The following is a 20,790-nucleotide window of genomic DNA, read 5'->3' as shown; positions in this document are numbered from 1 at the left end:
CTCCTCACCTCGCGCGAGCTCGGGGCGAGCCTTTGGAAGGGGCCTAACCCAGGACGACGAGCAGGTCGCCGCCCTCGACCTGCTGGACGGCGCTGATCGCCACCCGGGAGACCGTGCCGGCCCGCGGCGCGGTGATCGCGGCCTCCATCTTCATCGCCTCGATGGTGGCCAGCTGCGCGCCCGCCTCCACGGTGTCGCCCTCGGCGACGGACAGGCTGACCACCCCGGCGAACGGTGCGGCCACCTGCCCGGGGTCGCTGCGGTCGGCCTTCTCGGTGGGCTGGACGTCGGACGTGACGGACCGGTCCCGCACCGACACCGGCCGGAGCTGGCCGTTGAGCGTGCACATCACCGTGCGCATCCCCCGCTCGTCGGCGTCGGAGATCGCCTCGATCGCGATGAGCAGCCGGACGCCGGGTTCCAGGTCGACCGAGTGCTCGACCCCCTGGCGCAGGCCGTAGAGGAACTCCTTGCTCGGCAGCACCGAGGTGTCCCCGTAGGCGTCCCGGTGCTCGGTGAACTCCTTGGTCGGGCCGGGGAACAGCAGCCGGTTCAGCGTCGACCGCGGTTCCTTCGCCAGAGCGTCGAGGTCGTCGTCCGAGAGCTCCGCGGGCGGCTCGGCCGGGCGCCGTCCCTCCAGGGCGCGTGACCGGAACGGCTCCGGCCAGCCACCGGGCGGGTCGCCCAGCTCGCCGCGGAGGAACCCGACCACCGAGTCGGGCAGGTCGAAGCGCCCCGGGTCGGTCGCGAACTCCTCGACGTCCACCCCCGCGCCGACCAGCTGCAGCGCCAGGTCGCCGACCGCCTTCGACGACGGGGTGACCTTGACCAGCCGGCCGAGCAGCCGGTCGGCCGCGGCGTACATCGCCTCGACCTCCTCGAACCGCTGCCCCAACCCGAGGGCGATCGCCTGCTGGCGCAGGTTGGACAGCTGCCCGCCGGGGATCTCGTGGGTGTAGACCCGCCCGGTCGGGGCCGGCAGCCCGGACTCGAACGGCGCGTAGACCCGGCGCACCGACTCCCAGTACGGCTCCAGGTCGTTGACCGCGGTCAGGTCCAGGCCGGTGGCCCGCTCGGTGTGGTCGGTGGCGGCGACGATGCTGCTCAGTGCCGGCTGCGACGTCGTCCCGGCCAGCGCCGCGCTGGCGCCGTCCACCGCGTCCACCCCGGCCTGCCAGGCCGCCATCAGCGTGGCCAGCTGCCCGCCGGGGGTGTCGTGGGTGTGCAGGTGCACCGGCAGGTCGAACCGCTCGCGCAGCGCGGTGACCAGGGTGGCCGCCGCCGGCGGGCGGAGCAGCCCGGCCATGTCCTTGATCGCCAGCACGTGCGCCCCGGCCTCGACGATCTGCTCGGCGAGGCGCAGGTGGTAGTCGAGGTCGTACAGCCGCTCAGCAGGGTCCGACAGGTCGGCGGTGTAGCAGAGCGCGACCTCGGCGATCGCCGTCCCGGTCTCCCGGACGGCGTCGATCGCCGGGCGCATCTGACTGACGTCGTTGAGCGCGTCGAACACCCGGAAGACGTCGATGCCGGTGCGCGCCGCCTCGGCGACGAACGTCGTCGTCACCTGCTCCGGGTAGGGGGTGTAGCCGACGGTGTTGCGGCCGCGCAGCAGCATCTGCAGGCAGATGTTGGGCACCGCTTCGCGCAGCGCGGCCAGCCGCTCCCACGGGTCCTCGTGCAGGAACCGCAGCGCGACGTCGTAGGTCGCCCCGCCCCAGGCCTCGATCGACAGCAGCTGCGGGGTCGCCCGGGCCACGTGCCCGGCCACGGCCAGCAGGTCCTTGGTGCGCACCCGGGTGGCCAGCAGCGACTGGTGCGCGTCCCGGAAGGTGGTGTCGGTGACGGCGAGGGCCTTCTGCGCGCGCAGGTCTGCGGCGAACCGCTCGGGCCCCAGCTCGCGCAGCCGGTCCCGGGAGCCGTCCAGTGGGTGCAGCGCCAGGTCCAGCCGCGGGAGCTTCTGCACCGGGTCGACCAGGTGCGGGCGCTCACCGTGCGGGGCGTTGACCGTGACGTCGGCCAGGTAGGTGAGCATCTTGGTGCCACGGTCGGCGGAACTGCGGGCGGTGAGCAGCTCGGGCCGCTCCTCGATGAACGACGTCGTCACCCGGCCGGCCTGGAAGTCCGGGTCGTCCAGCACCGCCTGCAGGAACGGGATGTTGGTCGACACGCCGCGGATCCGGAACTCCGCCACCGCCCGGCGGGCCCGGGCCACCGCGATGTCCCAGGTCCGGCCGCGGCAGGTGAGCTTGACCAGCATCGAGTCGAAGTGCGCGCCCACCTCGGCGCCCAGGGTGGCGGCGCCGTCCAGCCGCACGCCGGCGCCGCCGGGCGAGCGGTAGGCGGTGATCCGGCCGGTGTCCGGGCGGAAGCCGTTGGCCGGGTCCTCGGTGGTGATCCGGGTCTGCAGCGCCGCCCCGCGGAGCACGATCGACTCCTGGGTCAGCCCCAGGTCGGCGAGGGTCTCTCCGGCCGCGATGCGCAGCTGGCTGCCCACCAGGTCGACGTCGGTGACCTCCTCGGTGACCGTGTGCTCGACCTGGATCCGCGGGTTCATCTCGATGAAGACGTGCCGGCCCTCGCGATCGACCAGGAACTCCACCGTGCCCGCGCAGCTGTAGCCGATCTGCCTGGCGAAGGCGACGGCGTCGGCACAGATCCGCTCGCGCAGGGCCGGGTCCAGGTTCGGCGCCGGGGCGATCTCGATGACCTTCTGGTGCCGGCGCTGCACCGAGCAGTCGCGCTCGTACAGGTGGATGACGTTCCCCTGCCCGTCGGCCAGGATCTGCACCTCGATGTGCCGGGGGTCGATCACCGCCTGCTCGAGGAAGACCGTCGCGTCCCCGAACGCCGACTCCGCCTCCCGCATCGCCGCCTCGATCGCGCTGCGCAGCTGGTCGCGCTGCTCGACCCGGCGCATGCCGCGCCCGCCACCACCGGCGACGGCCTTGACGAAGACCGGGCCCTCGATCGCGTCCGCGGCGGCCAGCAGGGTGTCGACGTCGTCGCTGGGCTCGGTGCCCTGCAGCACCGGCAGCCCGGCCTCGCGGGCCGCGGCGATCGCCCGGGACTTGTCCCCGGTCAGCTCCAGGACGGCGGCGCTCGGGCCGACGAAGGTGATCCCGGCCCGCGCGCACGCCTCGGCCAGGTCGGGGTTCTCCGACAGGAAGCCGTAGCCGGGGTAGACGGCGTCGGCACCGGCCCGCTGGGCGGCCCGGACGATCTCGGCGACGTCGAGGTAGGCCCGCACCGGGTGGCCGGGCTCGCCGATCTCGTAGCTCTCGTCGGCCTTGAGCCGGTGGACGGAGTTCCGGTCCTCGTGGGGGAAGACGGCGACCGTCCCGGCGCCCAGCTCGTAGGCGGCGCGGAAGGCGCGCACGGCGATCTCGCCGCGGTTGGCGACCAGGACCTTGTCGAACACGGGTGCCCCTCTCGGGTCGGTGGGGGGCCGACGCTAGCGGCGCACCCGGCCACCCGGTGCTCCCGTTGTGCACAACGTGCGTGCCCGGCGCAGCACTGGGTAGCCCCCCGGGCGTGACCGCCCAGACCCCGGCAGACGACCTCTCCTCCGCCCGCGAGCTCACGGAGGTCGTGCTCGTCACCGGCGCCTCCAGCGGCATCGGCCGGGCCAGCGCGATCGGGTTCGCCCGACGTGGCGCCTCCCTCGTGCTGGTGTCCCGCAGCGCCACCGCGCTCGCCGAGGCCGCGGCCGACTGCCGGGCCGCCGGCGCCCCGGCGGTCGAGTGCGTGCCGGCCGACGTCCTGGACGCCCCGGCCGTACGGTCCGCCGTCGACCGCGCGACGGGCACCTTCGGCCGGCTGGACGTCGTCGTCCACTCCGCCACCGTGATGGCCTACGGCCGGATCGAGGACATGGACCCCGCCGTCTTCCAGCGCGTGGTCGACACCGCCGTCCAGGGCACCTTCAACGTCGTCCAGGCCGTCCTGCCGGTGCTGCGGGCCCAGCGGCGCGGGCACGTCGTCGTCGTCAGCTCGCTGCTCGCCTCGATCACCGCCCCCACGATGGGCGCCTACGTGGCCGCCAAGTGGGGCCAGCTCGGGTTGATCCGCACCCTGCAGCAGGAGTTGCGCGAACTGCCCGACGTGCACGTCTCCGCTGTCGCCCCGGGTGGCACGACCACGCCGATCTACGGCCAGGCCGCCACCGTGCTGGGCAACACCGGGCACCCGCCGCCGCCGGTCTACACGCCGGAGCGGGTCGCTCGGGCCGTGCTCGACCGGGTGTCCGCCCCGCGCCGGCTCAAGCAGTCCGGCTTCGCCAACCCGGTGATCATCGCCGGGTTCCGACTGTTCCCGCCGGTGTACGACGCCCTGGTCGGCCCGCTGCTCAAGGTCTTCGGCATGGCCCGCGACTCGGTGGCGCCGACGACCGGCAACGTCTTCGCGCCGGTGCCGGAGAAGGAGTCGACGCGGGGCCGCTTCCGGGGCATCTGACGCCCCTGGTCACCCGGCCCGGTCAGAGGAGCCCGGCGACGTGCGCCAGGATCGCCACCTGGACGCGGTTGGCCGTGCCCAGCTTGGTGAAGACCCGCGACACGTGGGACTTCACCGTGGCCTCGCTGAGGAACAGCTCCTTGCCGATCTCGGCGTTGGACAGGCCCCGCCCCACGGCCAGCAGCACCTCGCGCTCCCGGTCGGTGAGGGTCTCGATCCGCCCCCGCGCCTCCTGGCGGCGGACGTCGGCGCCCGTGTCGGTGTAGCGGGTGATCAGCCGCCGGGTGGCGGTCGGGGAGAGCATGGCCTCACCGGCGGCGACCACCCGGACCGCCTGGACCAGCTCCCGCGGTGGCGTGTCCTTCGCAGGAAGCCGCTGGCCCCGGCCTGCAGCGCACCGAAGACGTGCTCGTCCAGGTCGAAGGTGGTCAGCACCAGCACGCGGGGGGCGTCGGGGCGGGCGGTGAGCGCGGCCGTGGCGGCCAGCCCGTCCATCCGCGGCATCCGCACGTCCATCAGCACGACGTCCGGCCGGTGGCGCAGCACGGCGTCGATCGCGTCCGCGCCGTCCCCGGCCTCACCGACCACGCGCAGGTCCGGGGCGCTGGCCAGGACGGCGCGCAGACCGGCGCGCACCAGCGCGTCGTCGTCGACCAGCAACAGGCGCACGGGCTCGGCTGCCGACCCGCTCATGTGAGGTCTCCGTCTCCTCGATCGGGCCAGGGCAGGTCGGCGTGCACCAGGAAGCCGTCGGGCTGCGCTCCCGTGCTGAGCCGGCCACCCACCAGCTCCACCCGTTCCCGCAGCCCCAGCAACCCCGGGCCGGCCCCGGGCACCAACGGTGCCGCCGCCGTCGCCGGGGCGCTGTTGTGCACCCGCACCTGCAGGCCGCCGCCCGGCTCCCCGGCCAGCAGCACCGTGGCCGTGCCACCGGCGGCGTGCTTGTGCACGTTCGTGAGGGCCTCCCGCACGACCCGGTGCGCGGTGCGGCCGACCAGCGGGGGCGGGGTCTGCCCGGTCGGCAGGTCGGTGTGCAGCTGCACGGCGACACCTGCCTCGGCGCTGGCCCGGACCAGCCGGTCGACGTCGGCCAGGGTGGGCTGCGGCAGCAACTCCGCCTCCGCCGGGTCGACCGGCTCGGGCAGGGTGGTGTCGGCGCGCAGGACCCCCAGGACCGTGCGGAGCTCCTCCAGGGCCTGCCGAGCGGTCGTGCGGATGAGCGCGGCCGACTCCTCGACCTCCGCCGGGCCGGCCGCCGGGTTCACCTCCAGGCCGCCGGCGTGCAGCGCCACCAGGGACATGCGGTGCGCCAGCACGTCGTGCATCTCCCGGGCGATGCGGGTGCGCTCGGCCTGCCGGGTCTGCTCGACGCGCAGCCGCTGCTCGGCCTGGGTCTGGGCGACCCGCTCCTGCAGCGACTGGACCAGGTCGCGGCGGGCACCGAGGTAGGCACCCAGCAGCGCCGGGAACCCGATCATGACCACCGCGAAGGCCGCCGTGACGACGGCGTACAGGGGATCGGCGAACACCAGGTCGAGCCCGATCTCGGTCGCGCCGTTCACCACCAGGGCGACCAGCGCCGCGGCCACCACCAGCGCCAGCCACCGGTCGCGGTGCCGGATGGCCACGGTCAACAGGGCCAGCCAGAGCGGCAGCCACGGGCCCCCCACGGCCACGACGACGCAGCCCAGCAGCGCCACGTGCACCGGGTACCGCCGGCGCCACCACAGGGCGACGGCGACCGTCAGCGTGCCCAGGACCTGCAGCCACGTCCAGCTGGGGATGTCCGCCACGGGCCCCTCACCGATGACCAGGGTGGCCGCCCCGAGCACACCGAGCGCCACGAAGGCCAGGTCGCGCAGCCGCGCCCAGGGCCACCGGCGGCCACCGGCCACCTCGACCACCGACCCGTCACCCGTCTCCACGGGCAGTGAGCCTAGAGATCATCCGGCTCCGCGACGTCCCCCGACGGGCTGAGGAATGGGCCGATGACCTGCGACTTTCGTAGCAGAGAGCCGTGTACCTACGGGCGATGCCCGCACCCCCGGCGCCGGACAGGCTCGTGCCATGCACGACACGCAGACGTCCACCGTCCACCTCGACCCGGAGAACTGGCCCGTCCGCGCCGTGGGCACCGACGCCATGGCCGTCCTCGGTCTGGTCTTCGCCTTCGCCCTCTTCCCGCTCGGCATCGTCTTCAGCGCCCTGGGCCTGCGCAACACCCGCCGGGACGGCACCCGCGGCCGCGGTCTCGCCCTCGCCGGGATGACCGTCTCGCTGCTGCAGGTGGTCGCGGTCGTCGGGCTGGTCCTCTGGGCCGCCTTCGGCGCCGGCTCCTGATGGCCGGGTACGACGCGGCCTGGAGCGGCGCCGAGAGCGCCAGCGTCCTGGCCGCCCGCCAGCTCGCCGAGGAGGCCCGGCAGCAGCGGCACCACCCTCGCCGCCGCCCGCCGCGCCGTCGCCCGCTCGGCCGGCCGGGGCTCGGCGAGTGCGCAGCCCTGGTCGTCACCGCCAGTGGGCACGCGGGAGCGGGCAGCCGGTACTGACCGCCCGGCACCGGCGGGACGTCGGGGAGGATGGCCCGGTGACCTCCCTCCGCACCGCCTTCTCCGCCGAGGTCACCGCCGCCGCCAGCCGGCTGGCCGGGGTCGCCGAGCGGACGCCGCTGCAGCGCAACGCCCGGCTGTCCGAGCTCACCGGCGCCGCCGTGTGGGTCAAGCGCGAGGACCTGCAGGTCGGCCGCTCGTACAAGGTGCGCGGCGCCTACAACACGATCAGCCAGCTGGACGCCGCCGGGCGGGCCGCCGGCGCGGTCACCGCCAGCGCCGGCAACCACGGCCAGGGCGTCGCCTACGCCTGCCGGGTGCTCGGCGTCCGGGGCCGGGTCTTCGTGCCCGGGACGACGCCGCGGCAGAAGCGGCAGCGGATCGCCGCGCTCGGCGGGGACATGGTCGAGCTCGTCGTCCACGGCGACACCTACGACGACGCAGCGGCCGCCGCGACCGAGCACGCCACGATGACCGGGGCGACCCTGGTGCCCGCCTTCGACGCGCTGTCGACCGTCGCGGGCCAGGCCACCGTCGCCCTGGAGCTGCTGGAGCAGCTGGACAGCCCGCCGGACGTCGTCGTCCTGCCGGTCGGTGGCGGCGGGCTGCTGGCCGGCTGCGGCACCTGGCTGCGCGAGCACGCGCCCGGCGTCCGGCTGGTGGGGGTCGAACCTGCCGGGGCGGCGAACATGGCCGCGGCACTGGCCGCGGGCCGGCCGGTGGAGCTGGCCGAGATCGACACCTTCGTCGACGGCGCGTCGGTGCGCCGGGCCGGTGACGTGACGTTCCCGCTGGTGCGCGACTCGGGTGCGGAGCTGGTGACGGTGCCCGAGGGGCAGGTCTGCACCGAGATGCTCGACCTCTACCAGGTCGACGGGGTGATCGCCGAGCCCGCCGGCGCCCTGGCCAGCGCCGCGCTGACCGGCGGTTCGGTGCTCGTCGAGCCCGGCCAGACCGTCGTCGTCCTGCTGTCGGGCGGCAACAACGACGTCAGCCGGTACGCCGAGGTGGTCGAGCGGTCACTGGTGCACCGCGGGCTCAAGCACTACTTCCTGGTCGAGTTCCCGCAGGAGCCGGGGGCGCTGCGCCGGTTCCTCGACGAGGTGCTCGGCCCGGACGACGACATCGTGCTGTTCGAGTACGTCAAGCGGGACAACCGGGAGACCGGGGCGGCGCTGACCGGCATCGAGCTGGGCAGCGTCGCGGGCCTGGCGCCGCTGCTGGCTCGGATCGAGGCGGGCCCGCTCAAGATCCAGCACCTCGCCCCCGGCACGACCGCCTACCGCTTCCTGGTCTAGCGGCCGTAGCGGGCGGCGGCGCGCTCGCGGGCCTGCGCGGCGAGCACCTCGCGGTCCTTGGGCGGGGCGGTGGTGACCAGGTCGGCGAGCAGGTGCTCGGTCGCGTGCGCGATCTCCTCGACCGCCCGGTCGAACGCCGCCTGGTTGGCCTGGGAGGGCTTGGTCGACCCGCTCACCTTGCGCACGTACTGCAGCGCCGCCGCCCGGACCTCGTCGGAGGTGGTGGCGGGCTCCAGGTTGTGCAGGACGTGGATGTTCCGACACATGCCCGGCAGCGTAGGCCCGCCCCCCGACCACCAAAATGGCCATTTTGGTGGCCGGGGGCCAAAGTCGCGGTTTTGGCCCCACTCGGCCCCGCTCGACGCCGAGTGGCAGCTGAACGGGCTTCCCGGCGGGCGGATGCCCGCTCGACTGTCACTCGACGAGGCGAGGCCCCTGGGGGACGACGGTGGTGGTGGGGGCGCCGCCGCGGGCCAGGGCGCGGCTGATCACCAGGCGCTGGATCTGGTTGGTGCCCTCGAAGATCTGCATGACCTTGGCCTCGCGCATGTACCGCTCGACCGGGAAGTCGCGGGTGTAGCCGTACCCGCCCAGCACCTGGACGGCGTCGGTGGTCACCTTCATCGCGTTGTCCGTGGCCACCAGCTTGGCGATCGAGGCCTGCTGGCCGTAGGGCTGGCCGGCGTCGCGCAGCCGGGCCGCGGACAGGTACGTCGCCCGCGCGGTCTCGACGGCGGCGGCCATGTCGGCGAGCAGGAAGCCCAGGCCCTGGTGCTCGATGATCGGCTTGCCGAAGGTCTCCCGTTCCTGGGCGTAGGCGACCGCGTCGTCCAGCGCGCCCTGGGCCAGGCCGGTGGCGACGGCGGCGATCCCCAGCCGGCCGGCGTCCAGCCCGGCGAGGGCGATCGACAGCCCCTCGCCCTCCTCGCCCAGCCGGCGGTCGGCGTCGATGCGCACGCCCTCGAACCGCATGGTCGCCGTGGTCGAGCCGGTCAGCCCCATCTTGCGCTCGGCGGTGTCGGCGGACAGCCCGTCGCTGTCGGCGGGCACGAGGAAGCAGGAGATGCCGCGCGCGCCGTCGTCGGAGGTGCGGGCTATGACCTTGTAGAAGTCGGCGTGCCCGCCGTGGGTGGTCCAGGCCTTCTCGCCGGTGAGCACGTAGGAGTCGCCGTCCCGGACGGCGCGGGTGCGCATCGCCGCGGGGTCGGAGCCGGCGTGCGGCTCGGAGAGGCAGTAGGCGCCGAGCAGTTCGCCGCCCAGCATCTCCGGCAGCCACTGCTGCTGCTCGGGCGTGCCCCGGGTGGCGAGCCCGAAGCAGGACAGCCCGTGCACGCTCACCCCCACGCCGACGCTGGCCCAGGCGGCCGCGATCTCCTCGAGCACCTGCAGGTACACCTCGTAGGGCTGCCCCCCGCCGCCCAGCTCCTCGGCGTAGGGCAGGCCCAGCAGCCCGGCCCGGCCCAGGGTGCGGAAGACGTCGCGGGGGAACTCCTCGGCCGCCTCCGCCGCGGCGGCCCGGGGCGCGAGCTCGTCGCGGGCCAGCTGCCGGGTGAGGTCGAGCAGGTCGGCGGCCTCCTGCGTGGGGACCAGGCGACGGACGGGCACGGTGCACCTCCAGGCGGGCCGGGACGACGCCGTCCCGACCGGGTTGCAGTACTCCCGGACGGTACGCAGTACTGGACTCCGTACTCAACCGCAGTGCGTTGTTACTGTCCGGCACTCCCGAGGAGGGCCCGATGACGTCGCTGGAGAACCGCAGCACCCGCACCCGGGTGCGCCGCGAGGAGCTGCTGGACGAGCTGGTCGCGGTCTTCCTGGCCGAGGGGTTCGCCACCTTCACCCTCGACGAACTGGCCCGCCGGCTGCGCTGCTCCAAGAGCACCCTCTACGGGCTGGCTGCGAGCAAGGAACAGCTGGTGGTCGCCGTGGTGAAGCGGTTCTTCCAGCGTGCGACGACGGCGGTGGAGCAGCAGGCCGCCGCGCCGGACGACCACCGGGAGCGGATCACCGCCTACCTCCTCACGGTCGCCGAGCAGCTGCAGCCGGCCTCCCCCGCGTTCTTCGCCGACCTCGCCGCCTTCGCCCCGGCCCGGGAGATCTACCAGCGCAACACCTCCTCCGCCGCCGCCCGCGTCCAGCAACTGGTCAGCGAGGGCGTCACCGCCGGCACCGTCCGGCCGGTGCACGCCTCGTTCGTGGGCGTCGCGGTGGCCTCGGTGATGAGCGCCATCCACCGCGGCGAGGTCACGGCCACCACCGGCCTGGACGACGCCGCCGCCTACCGGGAGCTCGCCGACCTCGTCGTCACGGGCCTCGCTCCCCGCTGAGGAAGGACCCCGTCCTCCGCACCCCTCGCGCGCCTCGGGACGGGCCGCGAAGGGCGACGGTGCCGAGGTGGGCCAACGCTGGGTAAGGTGAGCCTCACCTGCTCGGCCGGCGACCCGGCCTGCCCGCCGTCCCCAGGAGTCGCTCGTGGTGCAACGCACGGCGACCCGGCCCGCCGGGGAGGTGAGCCCCCCGCCGCACCGGGGTCTGCTGCGGGGGGCGGCCCCGCGCATGCTGGGGCTGTGGTTGCTGCTGGCCGTCGTCGTCGCGGTCTGCGCACTGAGCATCGCCGTCGGCACCAGGCCGATCGGCCTGGGCACCGTGTGGCAGGCGCTGATCGACCCGAGCACCCCCGGCGACGAGACGGTGATCATCCGCGAGTTGCGGGTACCGCGGACCCTGCTCGGCGTGCTCGCCGGCTCGGCCCTGGCCGTCTCCGGGGCGCTCATGCAGGGCCACACCCGCAACCCGCTGGGCGACCCCGGCCTGCTCGGCGTCACCGCCGGCGCCTCGTTCGCCGTCGTCCACTCGATCTGGCTGCTCGGCATCACCACGGCCGGCGGGTACGTCTGGTTCGCCTTCGCCGGCGCACTGCTGGGCAGCGTGGCGGTCTTCCTGATCGGTTCGGCCGGCCGCGGGGCGCCGAGCCCGGTGAGCCTGGCCCTCGCGGGGGCGGCGATCACCTACCTGCTCTACGCCCTCGTGCAGGCGATCACCATCCGCGAGACGACGGCGCTGGACGCCTACCGGTTCTGGGTCGTGGGTGCACTGGCCGGGCGGGACGTCCAGGTCGTCACCCAGGTCGCCCCGTTCATCGTGGTCGGCCTGGCGCTCGCCCTGGTCAACGCGCCCGCCCTGAACCTGCTGGGCCTCGGGGAGGACGTCGCCCGGGGGCTGGGCCAGCGGGTCTGGCTGGCCCGCGTGGTCGGGCTCGCCGCGATCACCCTGCTCACCGGGGCCGCCACCGCCGCGTGCGGCCCGATCGCCTTCGTCGGACTGGTGGTGCCGCACGTCGCCCGGGCGATCACCGGCCCCGACCACCGCTGGCTGATCCCGTACTCGGCGCTGCTGGGCGTGGTCTTCCTGCTGCTCGCCGACGTCCTGGGCCGGGTGCTGGCCCGGCCGGGTGAGCTGCAGGTCGGCATCGTGCTCGCCGTCGTCGGTGCGCCGTTCTTCATCGCGCTGATCCGCCGCCGCCGGCTGGTGCAGCTGTGAGCACCACGGCGCCCACCCGGGCCACCGCCCCCCGGTCGCGGCCCCGTCGGCCGCTGCGGATCGGCCCCGCCTCCACCACCTACCGGCTGCGCGACGTGCTGGTGCCGATCGCGGTCTTCTCGGTGCTGGTGCTGGCCGCCGCGGCCAGCCTCGGCCGCGGCGACTACCCGATCGGCGTGCTCGACGTGCTCGGCACGCTGGTCGGGCTGGGCGACGAGACCCAGCGGTTGATCGTGTTCGAGCTGCGCGCACCGCGGATCGCGGTGGCCGTGCTCGTCGGGGTGGCCCTCGGTCTGTCCGGCGCGCTCATCCAGACCTTCGCCCGCAACCCGCTCGCCAGCCCCGACATCCTGGGCGTCACCGGTGGGGCGGCGATCGGCGCGGTGAGCGTGATCGTGCTGGGCGGCACCGGCACCACCGCCGCCGGGCTGCTCGGCGGGATCGGCGTCCCGGCCGCGGCCCTGCTCGGCGGCATGGTCGTGGCCTTCCTGGTCTTCGGGCTCGCCTGGCGGTCGGGGGTCGACGGCTACCGGCTGGTGCTCATCGGCATCGGGTTGTCCGCGATGGCCCACGCGATCGTCAACTACCTGCTCACCCGCAGCGCCATCTGGGACGCCGCCGCCGCCAACGTGTGGATCACCGGGTCGCTGAACGGACGGGGCTGGGAGCAGGCGATGCCCCTGGCCCTGGCGCTGCTGGTGCTGCTCCCCGCGGCCCTCGCGCTGAGCCGGGTGCTCGGCGTCCTGCAGTTCGGGGACGAGACGGCGCGGGCGCTCGGGGTGCGGGTCCCCCTGGCCCAGGGCGTCGTCGTCGTGGTCGCGGTCTGCCTGGCCGCGTTCGCCGTCTCCGCGGCCGGGCCGATCCAGTTCGTCGCCCTCGTCGTCCCCCAGATCGCCGTCCGGCTGACCGGCGGGTCACGCCCACCGCTGGTCACCTCCGCCCTGCTGGGCGCACTGTTGCTGGTCAGCAGCGACCTGGTCGCCCGCACCGCGCTGCCCGAGTCGTTCCCGGTCGGCGTGATCACCGCGATCGTCGGCGCCCCGTACCTGCTCTGGCTCCTCGTCCGCGGAAGGCGGCGATCCACCCTGTGACCGTGACCGAGCACCGCACCTCCTCCGCCGCCGGTGTCGAGCGGCCCCCGTCGGTGCGGCTGGCCGCCGAGGGCGTCCGGCTCGCCTACGGCGACAAGGTCGTCGTCGACGGCCTGGACCTGCAGCTCCTCGACGGGTCGTTCACCGCGATCGTCGGCCCCAACGGGTGCGGCAAGTCCACCGTGCTGAAGGCGCTGGGCAGGTTGCTGCGCCCGACGTCCGGCACCGTCCTGCTCGACGGTCGGGCGATCGGCGCCACCTCGACCCGCGAGGTCGCCAAGGTGCTGGGGCTGCTGCCGCAGACGCCGCTGGCACCCGAGGGGCTCACCGTGGCCGACCTGGTCGCCCGGGGGCGGCACCCGCACCAGAGCTGGCTGCGCCAGTGGTCCTCCGACGACGAGGCCGTGGTCACCGAGGCACTGAGCTGGACCGACATGGCCGAGCTCGCCGACTCCCCGGTCGACGCGCTGTCCGGCGGGCAGCGCCAGCGGGCCTGGATCTCCATGGCGCTGGCCCAGGGCACCGACCTGCTGCTGCTCGACGAGCCGACGACCTACCTCGACCTCGCCCACCAGGTCGACGTGCTGGAGCTGGTGGGCCGGCTGCACGCGGAGAAGGGCCGCACCGTGGTGGTCGTGCTGCACGACCTCAACCTGGCCGCCCGGTACGCGAAGCGGCTGGTCGCGATGAAGGACGGCGTCCTGGTCGCCTCCGGGACCCCGCAGGAGGTGCTCACCGAGCAACTGCTGGCCGACGTCTTCGAGCTGGAGGCCCGGGTGGTGCCCGACCCGGTGACCGGCACCCCGATGGTGGTCCCGGTCCGCCGCCTCCGCTGACCTCGCCGCCTCCCCACCCGCCTGCGCGGACGATCATGGAACTGGCGGGGCGACACGCCGCGTGAGGTTGGCGTGTCGGCCCGCTGGCTCCGTGATCGTCACGGGCAGGGCAACCTGAGCGCCCTCGCCACGGTGATGATCATCTGGTGGGGACGGCGGTAGACGTCGACGTCGGTGAAGTGCAGCAGCGTCCACCGGGTCTGCGTCAGCTGGTTGGCGCGGTGGCGGTCGGACCGCAGTTGCTCCCGCGAGCCGTGGGCGACGAGCCCGTCGTACTCGGCGCCCACTCGCTGCTGCCGCCAGCCGGTGTCCAGGTGGCGGCGCATCCCGTCGACCGGCACCTCGACCTGCAGGTCCGGTGCGGGCAGTCCGCCGGCGACGAAGCGCCACCGCATCCGGGACTCCATCGGCGACTCTGCCCGGTGGTCCGCGAGCGGCACCAGCTCCCGCAGCCGCACGACCCCGCGCAGCCCGGACTGGGCCGCCGCGGCGGCGACCAGCTCGTCACGGGTGCACGCTCGGGCGCGCAGTGCCGCGTGGAGGGTGGCCAGCCCGTGGATCGGTGCGGTCAGCCGGACGACGTCGCAAGCGGTACGCGCCGCCGGGGTCACCCAGACGCCGTCCACGAGGACCGCGTCGTCCGTGCCGAGGCTCGAGGGGTGGACCTGGATGCCCGGCCGGCTGCGGTTGGCCAGCTGCGGCGGACCGAGGAAGTGCAGCGTCTCCGGGCCGAGGACGTCGAACCCCCAGAGCGCGGCCGTCGTGCTGGAGCAGGCGACCAGGTCGGGTCCGACCGCCAGCGCCGCAGCCCGGACGTGGAGCGCCGGGGAGTCGGGCAGGTCGCCGTCCACCAGCACGCCCCGCCACGGCGACCGCCGCCACCGCCCTGCGGCCACCAGCACCCGGATCTCCCACTCGGAGTGGCTCTCCCGGGCCTGGGCGGTGGTGAAGACGCCACCCTGCGCGGCGATCGTGCGGTAGAGCGCGAAGTCCACCCCCGCAGCATCCGAGCCAGGAGCCCGCAACTCCCACCACGCGCAGCATCTGTGGACAGCCCCTCAACCGGTGGATGCGCGGACGATCATGGGGCTGCGGTGGCGACCCGCCGGAGTGCACCGGCGGGTCGCCACGCCAGCTCCATGATCAGCGCGGCTCGGGCTTGGTGGGCTCGGGGTGCGCCTCGGTGTGGCCGTCGGGGCTCTGGCGCACGACCAGCTCGAAGTCGTCGCCGTGCCGGGTGATCCCGTCGACGACCGCCGCCTCGACCGCCTCGCTGGCGTACGCGCGGCGCAGCACCATCGGGTCCGAGCGCAGGTCCTTGGTCAACGCGACCGCCAGCCCGATCATCACCACCGCGAACGGCAGCGCGGCGATGATCGTCAGGTTCCGCAGCCCCTGCAGCGCCTCGTCCCCACCGACGAGCAGCATCACGGCGGCCACGCCACCGGTCAGCAGCCCCCAGAAGACGACCATCTTCGAGGTCGGCTCACGGGTGCCGCGCTCGGAGAGCGACGCCATCACGATCGAGGCGGAGTCGGCGCCGGTGACGAAGAAGATCCCGACCAGCAGCATCACGATCACGCTGGTGACCGTGGCGAACGGCAGCTCCTGGAGCAGCCCGAAGAGCTGACCCTCCGCCGTCGCCTGCCCGGCGAGGTCCTGGCCCGACCGCTGGGCGTCGATCCCGGCACCGCCGAAGACCGCGAACCAGAGCAGCGTCACGACGCTGGGCACGAGCAGCACGCCGGTGATGAACTCGCGGATCGTGCGGCCCCGGCTGATCCGGGCGAGGAAGACGCCGACGAACGGCGTCCAGGAGATCCACCAGGCCCAGTAGAAGACCGTCCAGCCGGACAGCCACTCCGCCACGAGGTCGCCGCCCGAGGCGTTCGTGCGGGCGGCCAGCTCGGGGAGGTCGGCCAGGTAGGAGCCCAGCGCGGTCGGCACCAGGTTGAGGATGAGCACCGTGGGGCCCACCACGAAGACGAACAGCGCCAGCACGAACGCCAGGACGACGTTGATGTTGGACAGCCACTGGATGCCGCGGGCGATGCCGGAGAACGCCGACGCCACGAACGCCGCGGTCAGCACCGCGATGATGCCGACCGTGGCGGCGTTGCCCACCGGGCCGAGCCAGCCGAGGATCTCCAGCCCGCTGCCGATCTGGAGGGCGCCGAGCCCGAGGGAGGCGGCGGTGCCGAACAGCGTCGCGAAGATGGCCAGGACGTCGATCACCTTGCCGGCCGGCCCCTCGGCGACGCCGCGGCCGAACAGCGAGGTGAACGCCGAGGAGAGCAGCTGACCCCGGCCCCGACGGTAGGTGCCGTAGGCGACCGCCAGCCCGACCAGGGCGTACAGCGCCCACGGGTGCAGGGTCCAGTGGAACAGCGTGGTGGCCAGCGCGGTGGTCACGGCTGCGTCGGTCTCGCCCGCGACGGTGCCCGGCGGCGGCGACACGTAGTGCGACAGGGGCTCGGAGACGCCGAAGAACATCAGCCCGATGCCCATCCCGGCGCTGAACATCATCGCGATCCAGCTGATCGTCCGGAACTCCGGCCGTTCGCCGTCCCCACCGAGGGGGATGCGGCCGTAGGCGCTGGCGGCGATCCAGAGCACGAAGATCACCACGGCGGAGGCGAGCAGCACGAAGAACCAGCCGAGGTTGCCCTCGATCCAGCCGAGCGCGCTGCCGCTGGCCGAGCCCAGGCCGGTGGGGCTGAGGAAGCCCCAGGCGAGGAAGGCCAGCGTGACGACGGCGGCGATGCCGAAGACCGTGCGGTCCAGCTTCGGGCGGCGCTCGTGCTCCTGGCTCGGCGGCTGGGCGATCGCCGGGTGGGTGTGGCTGGGGACGTCGGGGTCGAGCACGTCGTCGATCGTCTGGCCGGTCGTGCCGGCGTCGTCGACGCCCGGGGCCTGGTCGGCAGCCGGTGCCTGGTCGACGCCCGGGGCCTCGCCGCTGCGGGTGGAGCCGGACGACGGCTGCCCGGGTGGGTTGTTCGGTGGGTTCGTCACGTGGCGTGGCGCCTGATCGGCGCCCCTCCCTTCGGGTCGGCGCGCAGGTCGAGCGAGCTGCCCCACGCTCGGGGCCAGCTCGTTGTACGGACCACCGTCCTTGCCTCCGGGCCCGGATGCAAATCCGTGGCGCGGGCACCAGCGGCCCCACCCACCCCGCACACACCACCCGCGCACCCCACGCACAGGTCCACCGGCCACACTGGGGGTGATGAACGTGCTCGCCGCCGGCCCGGTCACCGACTTCCTCTACTGGCTCCGTGGACCCGCCCTCGACGCGCTCCTGATCGTGCTGGGCGCGCTGCTGGTGGCCCGGCTGGTCAGCTGGGCCGGGAACCGGATCACCGACCGGATCGACGCCGCCGCGACCGACTCCGACGCCCTCGTGCGCTCCGAGGCGGCCAAGCACCGGCACTCGCTGACCCAGGTGCTGACCTGGGCGGCGATCGTGCTGATCTGGTCGATCGCGGTCATCTTCGCCCTCGACCGGCTGGGGCTCCCGGTCACCGGCCTGGTCGCCCCGGCCACCGTGCTCGGCGTCGGGCTGGGCTTCGGCGCCCAGCGGGTCGTCGGCGACGTGCTGGCCGGCTTCTTCCTGATCACCGAGCGGCAGTACGGCTTCGGCGACGTCGTCTCCATCCAGGTGGTCGGCGGCATGGAGCCCGCATCCGGGACGGTCGAGGACGTCACCCTTCGGATCACCCGGGTGCGCTCGGTCGACGGTGAGGTGGTGATCGTGCCCAACGGCCAGATCGTCAAGGTCACCAACCTCTCGCGCGACTGGGCCCGGGCCGTCGTCGACGTGCCGGTGCCCGCGACCGCGGACGTGACCCGGGTGCAGGAGGTGCTGCGGGAGGTCGGCCAACGCGCCTTCGCCGACCCGCGGCTGCACAAGCTGCTGCTCGACGAGCCCACCGTGATGGGCGTGGAGAGCCTCGGCCTGGACGAGGTCAACCTGCGGGTCGTCGCCCGGACGCTGCCGGGCAAGCAGTTCGACGTGGGCCGCGACCTCCGGGCCCGGGTGGCGCTGGCGCTGTCCCGGGAGGGCGTGTCGCTCCGCGCCACCAACGTGCAGGACGGCGTGAGCATCCAGGACGAGGCGCTGGCCGAGGACCGGGCACGCACCGGAGGGGCCGCATGAGCACGTCGCCGGACGACCAGCCCACCAAGGTCCTGCCGCAGGCAGCCCCCGAACAACCGTCCGCGGTCGCGGGCACCGGCACGTCGACGACGGCCCGGGCCCAGTCGCGCGAGAGGTTGGTGACCTTGACGATCTGGCCGTTGGGCACGATCACCACCTCACCGTCGACCGAGCGCACCCGGGTGATCCGAAGGGTGACGTCCTCGACCGTCCCGGATGCGGGCTCCATGCCGCCGACCACCTGGATGGAGACGACGTCGCCGAAGCCGTACTGCCGCTCGGTGATCAGGAAGAAGCCGGCCAGCACGTCGCCGACGACCCGCTGGGCGCCGAAGCCCAGCCCGACGCCGAGCACGGTGGCCGGGGCGACCAGGCCGGTGACCGGGAGCCCCAGCCGGTCGAGGGCGAAGATGACCGCGATCGACCAGATCAGCACGATCGCCGCCCAGGTCAGCACCTGGGTCAGCGAGTGCCGGTGCTTGGCCGCCTCGGAGCGCACGAGGGCGTCGGAGTCGGTCGCGGCGGCGTCGATCCGGTCGGTGATCCGGTTCCCGGCCCAGCTGACCAGCCGGGCCACCAGCAGCGCGCCCAGCACGATCAGGAGCGCGTCGAGGGCGGGTCCACGGAGCCAGTAGAGGAAGTCGGTGACCGGGCCGGCGGCGAGCACGTTCATCACCCCCAGTGTGGCCGGTGGACCTGTGCGTGGGGTGCGCGGGTGGTGTGTGCGGGGTGGGTGGGGCCGCTGGTGCCCGCGCCACGGATTTGCATCCGGGCCCGGAGGCAAGGACGGTGGTCCGTACAACGAGCTGGCCCCGAGCGTGGGGCAGCTCGCTCGACCTGCGCGCCGACCCGAAGGGAGGGGCGCCGATCAGGCGCCACGCCACGTGACGAACCCACCGAACAACCCACCCGGGCAGCCGTCGTCCGGCTCCACCCGCAGCGGCGAGGCCCCGGGCGTCGACCAGGCACCGGCTGCCGACCAGGCCCCGGGCGTCGACGACGCCGGCACGACCGGCCAGACGATCGACGACGTGCTCGACCCCGACGTCCCCAGCCACACCCACCCGGCGATCGCCCAGCCGCCGAGCCAGGAGCACGAGCGCCGCCCGAAGCTGGACCGCACGGTCTTCGGCATCGCCGCCGTCGTCACGCTGGCCTTCCTCGCCTGGGGCTTCCTCAGCCCCACCGGCCTGGGCTCGGCCAGCGGCAGCGCGCTCGGCTGGATCGAGGGCAACCTCGGCTGGTTCTTCGTGCTGCTCGCCTCCGCCGTGGTGATCTTCGTGCTCTGGATCGCCGCCAGCGCCTACGGCCGCATCCCCCTCGGTGGGGACGGCGAACGGCCGGAGTTCCGGACGATCAGCTGGATCGCGATGATGTTCAGCGCCGGGATGGGCATCGGGCTGATGTTCTTCGGCGTCTCCGAGCCCCTGTCGCACTACGTGTCGCCGCCGCCGGGCACCGTCGCGGGCGAGACCGACGCAGCCGTGACCACCGCGCTGGCCACCACGCTGTTCCACTGGACCCTGCACCCGTGGGCGCTGTACGCCCTGGTCGGGCTGGCGGTCGCCTACGGCACCTACCGTCGGGGCCGGGGTCAGCTGCTCTCCTCGGCGTTCACCTCGCTGTTCGGCCGCGGCGTCGCCGAGGGGCCGGCCGGCAAGGTGATCGACGTCCTGGCCATCTTCGCGACGCTGTTCGGCACCGCCGCCTCCCTCGGGCTCGGCGCCCTCCAGATCGGCAGCGGGCTGGAGATCCTCGGCTGGCTCGGCCCGGTGGGCAACGCCGCCACGGTCGGCATCATCGCGGTGCTGACCGCGGCGTTCGTGGCGTCGGCGTTCTCCGGCATCGCCCGCGGCATCCAGTGGCTGTCCAACATCAACGTCGTCCTGGCGTTCGTGCTGGCGCTGTTCGTCTTCGTGGTGGGCCCCACGGTGCTCATCCTCAACCTGGTGCCGACCGCGCTGGGCTCCTACCTGGCCGACCTCCCCGAGCTGGCCGCCCGCACGAACGCCTCGGGCGGCGACCTCGTGGCGGAGTGGCTGTCCGGCTGGACGGTCTTCTACTGGGCCTGGTGGATCTCCTGGACGCCGTTCGTCGGCGTCTTCCTCGCCCGGATCAGCCGGGGCCGCACGATCCGCGAGTTCATCACCGGCGTGCTGCTCGTGCCCAGCGTCGTGACGCTGCTCTGGTTCGCGGTCTTCGGCGGTGCCGGGATCGACGCCCAGCGGTCGGGCCAGGACCTCGCCGGGCAGGCGACGGCGGAGGGTCAGCTCTTCGGGCTGCTCCAGGAGCTGCCGTTCGCCACGGTCACCAGCGTGATCGTGATGCTGCTGGTCGGGATCTTCTTCGTCACCGGCGCCGACTCCGCCTCGATCGTGATGGCGTCGCTCTCCGAGCGCGGCACCCGTGAGCCGACCTCGAAGATGGTCGTCTTCTGGGGGCTGCTGACCGGTGGCGTGGCCGCCGTGATGCTGCTCGTCGGTGGGGACGAGGCGCTGCAGGGGCTGCGGAACCTGACGATCATCGCCGCGCTGCCGTTCGCGGTGGTGATGATCGGGCTGGCGGTCGCGTTGACCAAGGACCTGCGCTCGGACCCGATGGTGCTGCGCCGCGCGTACGCCAGCGAGGCGGTCGAGGCGGCGGTCGTCGACGGGATCACCCGGCACGGCGACGACTTCGAGCTGGTCGTGCGCCAGAGCCCCGACGGCCACACCGAGGCGCACCCCGAGCCCACCAAGCCCGAGCCGCGCTGATCATGGAGCTGGCGTGGCGACCCGCCGGTGCACTCCGGCGGGTCGCCACCGCAGCCCCATGATCGTCCGCGCATCCACCGGTTGAGGGGCTGTCCACAGATGCTGCGCGTGGTGGGAGTTG

The 20,790-nt window shown here is 74.0% G+C and carries 18 protein-coding genes and 1 pseudogene; 10 read left to right on the top strand and 9 right to left on the bottom strand.

Annotated elements, in window-relative coordinates; genetic code table 11:
• Nucleotides 1–43 precede the first annotated feature (43 nt).
• Nucleotides 44–3,418 carry a pyruvate carboxylase gene (locus G5C62_RS04860; protein ID WP_164700105.1) on the bottom strand — a complete coding sequence of 1,125 codons (3,375 nt, stop codon included), beginning with the start codon at nt 3,416–3,418 and terminating at the stop codon, nt 44–46.
• Nucleotides 3,419–3,531: 113 nt separating this feature from the next.
• Here G5C62_RS04860 and G5C62_RS04855 point away from each other — a divergent pair, with 113 nt between their 5' ends.
• The gene (locus tag G5C62_RS04855; RefSeq protein WP_164700106.1) at nt 3,532–4,452 is read left to right on the top strand and encodes an SDR family oxidoreductase; all 921 of its coding nucleotides are present in this window, start codon (nt 3,532–3,534) and stop codon (nt 4,450–4,452) included.
• A 22-nt stretch (nt 4,453–4,474) separates the two neighbouring features.
• Here G5C62_RS04855 and G5C62_RS29000 read toward each other — a convergent pair whose 3' ends face one another.
• Genes G5C62_RS29000 through G5C62_RS04845 form a run of 3 tightly spaced genes read right to left on the bottom strand, consistent with a single transcriptional unit; the run spans nt 4,475 to nt 6,377 of the window.
• The gene (locus G5C62_RS29000; RefSeq protein ID WP_346774111.1) at nt 4,475–4,756 is read right to left on the bottom strand and encodes a response regulator transcription factor; all 282 of its coding nucleotides are present in this window, start codon (nt 4,754–4,756) and stop codon (nt 4,475–4,477) included.
• Complete coding sequence (locus G5C62_RS28995; RefSeq protein WP_346774112.1) at nt 4,726–5,145, bottom strand: response regulator transcription factor; 420 nt, start codon at nt 5,143–5,145, stop codon at nt 4,726–4,728. The genes G5C62_RS29000 and G5C62_RS28995 overlap by 31 nt, the downstream gene beginning before the upstream one ends.
• The gene (locus tag G5C62_RS04845) at nt 5,142–6,377 is read right to left on the bottom strand and encodes a sensor histidine kinase (protein WP_164700107.1); all 1,236 of its coding nucleotides are present in this window, start codon (nt 6,375–6,377) and stop codon (nt 5,142–5,144) included. Before G5C62_RS04845 ends, G5C62_RS28995 begins: the two co-directional genes overlap by 4 nt.
• 142 nt (nt 6,378–6,519) lie before the next feature.
• On the opposite strand from G5C62_RS04845, the gene G5C62_RS04840 reads away from it, so the two are divergent.
• Genes G5C62_RS04840 through ilvA form a run of 3 tightly spaced genes read left to right on the top strand, consistent with a single transcriptional unit; the run spans nt 6,520 to nt 8,296 of the window.
• A complete protein-coding gene (locus G5C62_RS04840; RefSeq protein WP_164700108.1) occupies nt 6,520–6,792 on the top strand; it encodes a DUF4190 domain-containing protein in 273 nt (90 codons plus the stop codon).
• Nucleotides 6,792–6,998 (top strand): hypothetical protein, encoded by a 207-nt coding sequence (locus G5C62_RS04835; RefSeq protein WP_164700109.1) that lies wholly within the window; start codon nt 6,792–6,794, stop codon nt 6,996–6,998. Before G5C62_RS04840 ends, G5C62_RS04835 begins: the two co-directional genes overlap by 1 nt.
• 38 nt (nt 6,999–7,036) lie before the next feature.
• Nucleotides 7,037–8,296 (top strand): threonine ammonia-lyase IlvA, encoded by a 1,260-nt coding sequence (gene ilvA, locus G5C62_RS04830; protein ID WP_036335882.1) that lies wholly within the window; start codon nt 7,037–7,039, stop codon nt 8,294–8,296.
• On the opposite strand, the gene G5C62_RS04825 is transcribed toward ilvA, so the two are convergent.
• Both G5C62_RS04825 and G5C62_RS04820 read right to left on the bottom strand, forming a co-directional pair.
• The gene (locus G5C62_RS04825) at nt 8,293–8,562 is read right to left on the bottom strand and encodes a DUF2277 domain-containing protein (RefSeq protein WP_036335883.1); all 270 of its coding nucleotides are present in this window, start codon (nt 8,560–8,562) and stop codon (nt 8,293–8,295) included. The two genes, ilvA and G5C62_RS04825, sit on opposite strands and share 4 nt — an antisense overlap.
• A gap of 148 nt (nt 8,563–8,710) precedes the next feature.
• A complete protein-coding gene (locus G5C62_RS04820) occupies nt 8,711–9,886 on the bottom strand; it encodes an acyl-CoA dehydrogenase family protein (RefSeq protein ID WP_206330463.1) in 1,176 nt (391 codons plus the stop codon).
• A gap of 146 nt (nt 9,887–10,032) precedes the next feature.
• Here G5C62_RS04820 and G5C62_RS04815 point away from each other — a divergent pair, with 146 nt between their 5' ends.
• The 4 genes from G5C62_RS04815 (at nt 10,033) to G5C62_RS04800 (ending at nt 13,763) form a co-directional block, all read left to right on the top strand.
• On the top strand, nt 10,033–10,623 hold the full coding sequence (locus G5C62_RS04815) for a TetR/AcrR family transcriptional regulator (RefSeq protein WP_164700111.1): 591 nt from the start codon (nt 10,033–10,035) through the stop codon (nt 10,621–10,623).
• A gap of 145 nt (nt 10,624–10,768) precedes the next feature.
• Nucleotides 10,769–11,836 (top strand): iron ABC transporter permease, encoded by a 1,068-nt coding sequence (locus tag G5C62_RS04810; RefSeq protein WP_206330462.1) that lies wholly within the window; start codon nt 10,769–10,771, stop codon nt 11,834–11,836.
• On the top strand, nt 11,833–12,927 hold the full coding sequence (locus G5C62_RS04805) for an iron chelate uptake ABC transporter family permease subunit (RefSeq protein WP_164700112.1): 1,095 nt from the start codon (nt 11,833–11,835) through the stop codon (nt 12,925–12,927). Before G5C62_RS04810 ends, G5C62_RS04805 begins: the two co-directional genes overlap by 4 nt.
• Before the next feature lie 2 nt (nt 12,928–12,929).
• Nucleotides 12,930–13,763, top strand: coding sequence for an ABC transporter ATP-binding protein (locus G5C62_RS04800; protein ID WP_277424755.1), 834 nt, complete (start codon nt 12,930–12,932; stop codon nt 13,761–13,763).
• Between the two features lie 98 nt (nt 13,764–13,861).
• On the opposite strand, the gene G5C62_RS04795 is transcribed toward G5C62_RS04800, so the two are convergent.
• Both G5C62_RS04795 and G5C62_RS04790 read right to left on the bottom strand, forming a co-directional pair.
• On the bottom strand, nt 13,862–14,758 hold the full coding sequence (locus G5C62_RS04795; protein WP_164700113.1) for a hypothetical protein: 897 nt from the start codon (nt 14,756–14,758) through the stop codon (nt 13,862–13,864).
• 148 nt (nt 14,759–14,906) lie between these two features.
• Nucleotides 14,907–16,775 (bottom strand): BCCT family transporter, encoded by a 1,869-nt coding sequence (locus tag G5C62_RS04790; protein ID WP_241175699.1) that lies wholly within the window; start codon nt 16,773–16,775, stop codon nt 14,907–14,909.
• 211 nt (nt 16,776–16,986) lie between these two features.
• Here G5C62_RS04790 and G5C62_RS04785 point away from each other — a divergent pair, with 211 nt between their 5' ends.
• Entirely contained in the window at nt 16,987–17,916 is a 930-nt protein-coding gene (locus tag G5C62_RS04785) for a mechanosensitive ion channel family protein (RefSeq protein ID WP_164700114.1), read from the top strand.
• A 166-nt stretch (nt 17,917–18,082) separates the two neighbouring features.
• Here the strand turns inward: G5C62_RS04785 and G5C62_RS04780 are convergent.
• Nucleotides 18,083–18,589, bottom strand: a pseudogene (locus tag G5C62_RS04780) (mechanosensitive ion channel domain-containing protein); the annotation flags it as partial.
• Nucleotides 18,590–18,800: 211 nt separating this feature from the next.
• Here G5C62_RS04780 and G5C62_RS04775 point away from each other — a divergent pair.
• Complete coding sequence (locus G5C62_RS04775) at nt 18,801–20,669, top strand: BCCT family transporter (RefSeq protein WP_241175699.1); 1,869 nt, start codon at nt 18,801–18,803, stop codon at nt 20,667–20,669.
• The last annotated feature ends 121 nt before the right edge of the window (nt 20,670–20,790 follow it).

Source organism: Modestobacter sp. KNN46-3, from assembly GCF_011039295.1.
Note: the sequence above shows the minus strand (reverse complement) of the source record. Positions and strands in the feature narration are given on the sequence as shown.

Excerpts from the sequence above, each read along its gene's own strand:
- G5C62_RS04840 (WP_164700108.1), top strand. The coding sequence starts at position 6,520 with ATGCACGACACGCAGACGTCCACCGTCCACCTCGACCCGGAGAACTGG.
- G5C62_RS04785 (WP_164700114.1), top strand. The coding sequence starts at position 16,987 with ATGAACGTGCTCGCCGCCGGCCCGGTCACCGACTTCCTCTACTGGCTC.
- G5C62_RS28995 (WP_346774112.1), bottom strand. The coding sequence starts at position 5,145 with ATGAGCGGGTCGGCAGCCGAGCCCGTGCGCCTGTTGCTGGTCGACGAC.
- G5C62_RS29000 (WP_346774111.1), bottom strand. The coding sequence starts at position 4,756 with ATGCTCTCCCCGACCGCCACCCGGCGGCTGATCACCCGCTACACCGAC.
- G5C62_RS04825 (WP_036335883.1), bottom strand. The coding sequence starts at position 8,562 with ATGTGTCGGAACATCCACGTCCTGCACAACCTGGAGCCCGCCACCACC.
- G5C62_RS04835 (WP_164700109.1), top strand. The coding sequence starts at position 6,792 with ATGGCCGGGTACGACGCGGCCTGGAGCGGCGCCGAGAGCGCCAGCGTC.
- G5C62_RS04815 (WP_164700111.1), top strand. The coding sequence starts at position 10,033 with ATGACGTCGCTGGAGAACCGCAGCACCCGCACCCGGGTGCGCCGCGAG.